The organism is Paenibacillus tarimensis (assembly GCF_021532315.1).
In the GTDB taxonomy this organism is placed as follows: domain Bacteria; phylum Bacillota; class Bacilli; order Paenibacillales; family Paenibacillaceae; genus Paenibacillus_I; species Paenibacillus_I tarimensis.
Window position 1 is genome coordinate 25610 of the sequence record NZ_JAKGAO010000035.1, and the last position, 7204, is coordinate 32813.

General features: G+C 47.3%; 5 protein-coding genes, 5 tRNA genes and 1 rRNA gene. 1 reads left to right on the forward strand and 10 read right to left on the reverse strand.

Annotation, left to right across the window (positions count from 1 at the left end):
* Positions 1 to 90: 90 nt before the first annotated feature.
* On the reverse strand, positions 91 to 507 hold the full coding sequence (locus L1N82_RS22375) for an Rrf2 family transcriptional regulator (RefSeq protein WP_268822109.1): 417 nt from the start codon (positions 505 to 507) through the stop codon (positions 91 to 93).
* An 882-nt stretch (positions 508 to 1389) separates the two neighbouring features.
* Positions 1390 to 2832 carry an RICIN domain-containing protein gene (locus L1N82_RS22380; protein ID WP_235289682.1) on the reverse strand — a complete coding sequence of 481 codons (1443 nt, stop codon included), beginning with the start codon at positions 2830 to 2832 and terminating at the stop codon, positions 1390 to 1392.
* A 338-nt stretch (positions 2833 to 3170) separates the two neighbouring features.
* Here L1N82_RS22380 and L1N82_RS22385 point away from each other — a divergent pair, with 338 nt between their 5' ends.
* Positions 3171 to 3893 carry a GH12 family glycosyl hydrolase domain-containing protein gene (locus tag L1N82_RS22385; protein WP_235289684.1) on the forward strand — a complete coding sequence of 241 codons (723 nt, stop codon included), beginning with the start codon at positions 3171 to 3173 and terminating at the stop codon, positions 3891 to 3893.
* 107 nt (positions 3894 to 4000) lie between these two features.
* Here the strand turns inward: L1N82_RS22385 and ahpF are convergent, their stop codons facing one another.
* The 8 genes from ahpF to L1N82_RS22425 form a co-directional block, all read right to left on the reverse strand.
* Positions 4001 to 5530 carry an alkyl hydroperoxide reductase subunit F gene (gene ahpF / locus L1N82_RS22390; RefSeq protein WP_235289690.1) on the reverse strand — a complete coding sequence of 510 codons (1530 nt, stop codon included), beginning with the start codon at positions 5528 to 5530 and terminating at the stop codon, positions 4001 to 4003.
* A 17-nt stretch (positions 5531 to 5547) separates the two neighbouring features.
* Entirely contained in the window at positions 5548 to 6111 is a 564-nt protein-coding gene (gene ahpC, locus L1N82_RS22395) for an alkyl hydroperoxide reductase subunit C (protein ID WP_235289693.1), read from the reverse strand.
* A gap of 360 nt (positions 6112 to 6471) precedes the next feature.
* Positions 6472 to 6557, reverse strand: a tRNA-Tyr gene (locus tag L1N82_RS22400).
* Positions 6558 to 6561: 4 nt separating this feature from the next.
* Positions 6562 to 6637: transfer RNA gene (locus L1N82_RS22405), tRNA-Thr, on the reverse strand.
* Between the two features lie 28 nt (positions 6638 to 6665).
* Positions 6666 to 6742, reverse strand: a tRNA-Met gene (locus tag L1N82_RS22410).
* A gap of 13 nt (positions 6743 to 6755) precedes the next feature.
* A tRNA-Met gene (locus L1N82_RS22415) sits at positions 6756 to 6829 on the reverse strand.
* A 1-nt stretch (position 6830) separates the two neighbouring features.
* Positions 6831 to 6921 (reverse strand) — tRNA-Ser (locus L1N82_RS22420).
* Positions 6922 to 7030: 109 nt separating this feature from the next.
* Positions 7031 to 7204, reverse strand: a 16S ribosomal RNA gene (locus tag L1N82_RS22425); the annotation flags it as partial.

The window sequence follows — 7204 nt, forward strand, 5'->3', positions numbered from 1 at the left end:
TCCTCCCAAGCGATAATTGTAATTACAACGGTTATAACTATAATGGTTACAACGAATGTATAAAATAAAAGCTCTTAAATGGGCTCTCATTTATTCAAACCTAGCGATGAGCTTGCTCAAAGTTGTTTGTGCCAATCGCTGCTCCATAGCCGACTGAGCCTCATTCAGTTCGAATTGGAGAATAGACTCAATATTCCGTCCAACCTGGCATCGTACATTGGAATCCTGATGCACGCCAAACAACCGGTTACCTTCGATCACATGAACGGCGTGATAAATATCAAGCAGCGTAATATCTTCGGGCGCTTTGAGTAAGAATGCTCCTCCTACCCCAGGACGGACATCGAGCAAACCTGCCTTCTTTAACATTCCCATAATTCTGCGAATTACCACCGGGTTAGTATTTACGCTCCCGGCTATGAAGTCACCGGTAACTTCATTCGTACTCGTTGTGATGAGGGACAAGATATGTACAGCCATGGAAAAGCGCGTGCTTATTTGCTTCAGGATAACCACCACCGTTATAACTAGTATAGTTACTTTATATAATTTAGTCAACCCGAATAGGTTGCTATTCGTCCCTTCGTTCACGGGCGGGCGGTTTACTGCAACATGGAGTGGATCTTTATCGTCTAATATTTGGAAACCGATTCATTTCTGGGAGGGAATAACGAATGCGCTACTTTCTTAAGTTAAATGCCTTGAGCGCCATCTTTGCCTTGTTGCCATTTATTATTAGTGAACTATTAGTTAATGTCTATAGAATTAGTCGAATAACGGGGGTTGATATAGCAATTATTAATTGGGTTAGTGTCATTGTCGGTCTTTTATGCTTTTACTTTTCAATCGTTACGTTTTTCCTCATGATAAGAAAACGATTTCTTCCCTCGAAAAAGGCTAACTTTCTTTCATCCATAGCCTGGGTTCCGTACTACTGTCTATACATTAGTATTTTTGCATCCCAATTTCCAATGGATCATCCGGCAGATGACGCGAATCCTGCTTCCGGGCTTATCATTATTGTAGGTTTATTGTTCTACCCGTTCATTTTGGCTGGAATTAATGCTATTGCTCTATTCTCTCAAAGAGGTATAACGCGCTAAGCTAACGGGTACGTTATTGCAATGAAACAGCGACAGCCAAGGATTATATTCTCCCGTCCTTGGCTGTCGCTGTTTCTATTTTCAGGCCAGTCTAACACTTATTCTTTTGGAGCTGCAGTTTCCAACAGGGTCAATCAGCGGACTGTGAGCCTGCCCAGTCAATATTTTTACTGGATAGTAACATGTAACCCACCAATCAGATCTTGAAGCCGTCGTCTTTGCGTAACAATATATTTAGTAGTCGTAGTAACCGCCCTTACGACTCGCCCGCCTCCCACAAGGCCATTTAATCAGCAGGAACAATCCGCCACTTCTGATTGGCTCCGCCCCAATAGCTGTACTGAATGACATTGGATCCATTCGTGGTACCGGTGGCATCAAGCGCCTTGCCGCTGTTGCGATTCACGATCCGGAATGCGCCGCCGCCGGCCTCCACCAGGCTCCACTGCTGGTTACTGCCCCCCCAATAATCATACTGGATAACATTGCCGTGGTCGGCGGTGGAAGAACCAGATACATCCAGCGACCTGCCGCTGTTTATATTCACGATCCGGTAATAATTGCCCACCTGTTCAATCCGCCACTTCTGATTACCGCCGCCCCAATAGCTCCATATATCGACATTCGCCCCGTTATCCGTTGACTGCTGGCTGACTTCCATAGTGAGTCCGCTCTGCACGTTCTCGATCTTGTACGCCGTGTTCGGGTTAAAGAGCCCCCCGCTGCTGCTGCCTGTAATGACACCGGTTGCCGTGTCGATATCAATACTGGGATACCAGTTCATCTCAAGAGTGTTAGCGGTCGGGAATGTAAGCGGAAGCCATACGTACTTGGAGTTATTTACTGGTTCGCTCCAGGCGCCTGCCCACCGGTCTCCCATATACAGATAGGACGTCGTCGTGCTGCCGCTGACCGGAATGACATATGTCGATTGTGAGCCGTAGGTCGTCGAATCCCCAAAGTTTACAGGATTCGTCCAGGTTCCTTCAATACTTGTCGCTGTCGAGTATTTGGCCTGGTTTGGATTCCAGCCGGTTGCGCCGGATGTAATCAGGAAATAGGTCGATCCCCGCTTGAAAACGGCCGGTGCTTCTCGGTATTGTCCGACGAACATAGTCTGAACAAGTGAATCGACAGTGAGAAAATCAGACGACAGACGGAACACATTCATGTCTGCGTTAACACGTGTTGAGGAGAATAAGTAAGCTGTTCCATTATCGTTATACACCGTCATATCCCTGGAATCGTATCCGAGCGGACGGAAGCTGCCATGATACGTATAGGGCCCTTCAATGCTCGACGCAGAAGCCACTGCGACACGTCCTTCACCATAGTCAACCCCATTTTCCTTATGCATCCACATCACGTATTTTCCCGTCGACGCGTTATAGAGCAGCTTCGGACGTTCAATATTGGCTGTTGCCAGCTCACCGCCCATAGCCTTCGTCAACAGGTGGGCGCGAAACTCCCAATTCTTCAGGTCCGTGGACCGGTACAAGGAGACCAGATTGGTACCGTCACGATTTTCTCCGAGCCAGTAGTAAAAGCTGCCTTGCTTCAGCATGCCACCGCCGTGCGCATGAACGACATTCCCGTTCGTGTCCTTGAATTGAATGCCATTGGATACATTTACAGCGGCAGCCTTTGCTACCTCCGCCAATGGGACTAATCCTGTCATGCAGCCAAACAACAGAGAGGCGATCAGAGCCAAACTAAGCTTGCTTTTCATCATAAATCCCTCCTCAACACCATAGTATTAAGCGCTTACATCATTTATTCTTTATTGATGTTTACTCTGCTCCCCCCCCACTTAGAGACTTATTCTTAAATTTATCTCAGCATGTTCCGACATCACACTCTATATTATTATATGAATTTTACACTAATTTACCTGGTAGTTTTCATGAATTAAAGCGATATAATTATTTTGTAAGCGCTAACAAAAAGTTGTTTGACATTATCAGCGCTAGCTCATTCAGGAGAGGAGGCTTAAGTAGTACTTTTAACTTTCAGAGAACGAGCTATTGGATTGCACCGCCACAACACTCAAATAAAGGAGATGGACTAATGAAGAAAAAACGGATTGGCTTATCCCTGCTTGTAGCACTGGCTGCGGTCGTTTCGTTAACTGCAAATGCGTTTGCAGCTGTCTGGAGTACATCAGAGCAATATGGCAACTGGACGAATGGCGGATATATTGTGTATAACAACATTTGGGGCTCCGGAGCCGGCCCGCAGAGCATATGGGCTAATTCGTACAGCAATTGGGGTGTGTGGGCCCAGCATCCTGGAACGGGCGGTATCAAGTCTTATCCGAACAGTACGAAGGATGTTGGCAAAAAGCTTAGCGCCCTGTCCAGTGTCAAGAGCAGCTTTAATGTAACGGTACCTACAAGCGGCACCGACTTTGTAACTGCTTACGATATCTGGGCCGGCAACTATGCCTATGAGATTATGCTGTGGATGAATCACTATGGCGGTGTTAAGCCTATCTCGCATAACTGGGATGCTCAGGGCAACCCTGTACCAGTATATACGAACGTCAATGTCGGCGGACATACTTGGAACGTTTATCGCGGCACCAATGGACATAATGAAGTATTTTCTTTCGTTAGAACAAGCAAGACTAATTCGGGAACCGTGGATGTTCTGGGAGTCATGAATTGGATCAAGAACAGAGGCTGGTACAACGATGTCGTGCTCGACCGGGTACAATTCGGCTTTGAGATTACTTCCTCCCCTGCCGGATTGAACTATACAACCAACAGCTTCTCTGTGACAGCTAACTGATCAGAGGAATTGAACACAGTACTGGAATGAGCCTAATAAACAAACCACTGCGTTATACAGCCCTGAATGGATTGTATAACGCAGTGGTCTTTTCTTTAGATTCACTATTAATTACGGATAAGATAATCGAAAGCGCCTAATGCAGCAGTTGCACCTGAGCCCATGGAGATAATAATTTGCTTATACGGGCTGTTGGTACAGTCACCGGCCGCAAATACGCCAGGCATGCTGGTGGAACCATGCTGGTCCACAACAATTTCACCAAAACGGGTGCGATCCACGGATTCACCTAGCCAGTCCGTATTCGGAACCAGTCCAATTTGGACGAACACGCCTTGAAGCTCGATGTGTTTGGTTTCCCCTGTTTCCCGATCAACGTAGGAGATTCCGTTGACTTTATCTTCACCAGTAATTTCTTTGGTTTGAGCGTTCTTAATTACTGTAACGTTCGGCAGACTGTACAGACGATTCTGGAGGACTTCATCTGCCTTCAGCTCAGTATTATACTCGAGTACCGTGACATGCTTGACGATACCGGCAAGGTCAATAGCAGCCTCAACGCCTGAATTGCCTCCGCCGACAACCGCAACATCCTTGCCCACGAACAATGGTCCGTCACAGTGCGGACAGTAAGCCACACCTTTGTTCTTGAACTCTTGTTCGCCTGGTACGCCGATGTTACGCCAGCGAGCGCCTGTCGACAGGATAACCGTCTTACTCTTAAGTACAGCGCCGCTTTCGAGCTCTACTTCGATCAGGTCCTTCCGTTCCAAACGCTTGGCGCGCTGCAGCTTCATGACATCGATATTGTACTCTTTCACATGCTCTTCCAGACTTGCAGCCAGTTTAGGCCCTTCCGTCTGTTTCACGCTAATAAAGTTCTCAATACCAAGGGTGTCTAGAATCTGGCCGCCGAAACGCTCTGCAACGATACCGGTACGAATACCTTTACGAGCTGCATAGATTGCTGCGCTGGCACCAGCTGGACCACCGCCAACAACAAGAACATCAAAAGGTTCTTTGTTAGCAAGCTCGGATACGTCGGCAGTGCTGCCCAGCTTGGCGAGAATTTCCTCAATAGTCATACGTCCGCTTCCGAACGTTTCACCATTCAGGAAAACTGTTGGAACAGCCATGACATTCTTGCTTTCCACTTCTTCTTTAAACGCCGCCCCGTCAATCATCGTATGCGTAATGCCTGGATTTAGGACGCTCATCAAATTGAGGGCTTGTACAACATCTGGACAGTTGTGACAGCTTAGGCTGACGTAAGTTTCGAAATGGTATTCGCTGCGAATGTTCTTGATTTGGTCGATGACACTCTGATCAACCTTAGGCGCTCTGCCGCTGACTTGCAGCAGTGCCAGGACCAGCGACGTAAACTCATGTCCGAGCGGGATACCGGCAAATGTTACACCCGTGTCTTCGCCAGGGCGATTCACACTAAAGCTGGGTGTTCTGTAAAGCTCGGTATGCTCAACTGTAATTCTTGACGACATGCCGGCTATTTCATTAACCAATCCCGTCATTTCCTGAGACACGTCGTCAGTTCCAGCACTGACCTTCAACACGATGTCGCCTTCCATCAGTTGAAGATATTGTTCTAGTTGTGTTTTAATTTCGTTATCCAGTGCCATTCTAATTTCTCCCTGCTTTAGATCTTGCCAACAAGATCAAGACTTGGCTTCAGTGTTTGGCCGCCTTCTTGCCATTTTGCCGGGCAAACTTCACCTGGGTTATTTCTTACGTATTGTGCTGCTTTGATCTTATTAACCAACGTGCTGGCATCACGGCCGATACCGCCTGCATTGATTTCAACAGTCTGTACGATACCGTCAGGATCGATGATGAACGTACCGCGCTGAGCCAGGCCATCAGCCTCGTCGAGTACTTCGAAGTTGCGGGAAATCGTGTGCGATGGGTCACCGATCATGATGTAAGTGATTTTGCCGATTGTTTCCGAGCTGTCATGCCAAGCCTTATGGGTGAAGTGCGTATCAGTGGATACGGAGTATACTTCAACGCCAAGGCTTTTCAATGTTTCGTACTGATTCTGCAAATCTTCAAGCTCAGTCGGGCAAACGAATGTGAAATCCGCCGGGTAGAAGCAAACGACACTCCACTTGCCTTTAAAGTCAGCGTCGGTAACCTCGATGAAAGAGCCATTGTGATATGCGGATGCTTTAAACGGTTTAACTTCAGTTCCTACTAGTGACATTAGAAAATCCTCCTTGGTTAAGTTAAGTTTAGTTGGTCTTTCCTTGGTGCTGGTAATATGCTTCCTTTTTCTCGAATATGAAATTCGATTTACATCCATTATTATATTAGAATGATAATAAATATCAAGGGCTTTTTGCAAATTCATATGTGTACATTTTTTTACGACAGGTGCTGCATCCGCCGTTTTCGGTTTAAGTACAACCATTCACTAACAATATAATAGCTGAAATAGCATGCAGATGCCAGGTGTTCATATGCAGGAGCTTCCATTCCTGAACAGACACAGCAAAAAGCCCCTTATCCGTGTGTGGATAAAGGGCTCGAATATTTGAGTTAGAATTCGCGCGCATTAAAAAACTGGTGGAGGATGATGGATTCGAACCACCGAACTCGTCAGAGAACAGATTTACAGTCTGCTGCGTTTGGCCACTTCGCTAATCCTCCAAGGTGGTGCCGGCGAGAGGACTTGAACCCCCAACCTACTGATTACAAGTCAGTTGCTCTACCAGTTGAGCTACATCGGCATATGCTGTTTTCACTTCAATAAAGGTTTGGTTGCGGGGGCAGGATTTGAACCTGCGGCCTTCGGGTTATGAGCCCGACGAGCTACCGGGCTGCTCCACCCCGCGTCAATATAGGAAATAGCGGCGAAGGGAATCGAACCCCCGACCTCACGGGTATGAACCGTACGCTCTAGCCAGCTGAGCTACACCGCCATGGCGGAGAGCGAGGGATTCGAACCCTCGATACGCGGTTAACGTATACACGATTTCCAATCGTGCTCCTTCGACCACTCGGACAGCTCTCCAGGTGAAAGAACCATTGTTCTTCCAAAACTGACAACGAACGATTAGCCGTCTAATGTGCACTCATGAGTGCTAGTATTGTTCCCACAACGGGAAACATTAATTCCTTAGAAAGGAGGTGATCCAGCCGCACCTTCCGATACGGCTACCTTGTTACGACTTCACCCCAATCATCTACCCCACCTTCGACGGCTGGCTCCCGAGCATCGCTTCCGATGTGCGTTTCTGACGAAACGCTTCAGGTTACCCCACCGGCTTCGGGTGTTGTAAACTCTCGTGGTGTGA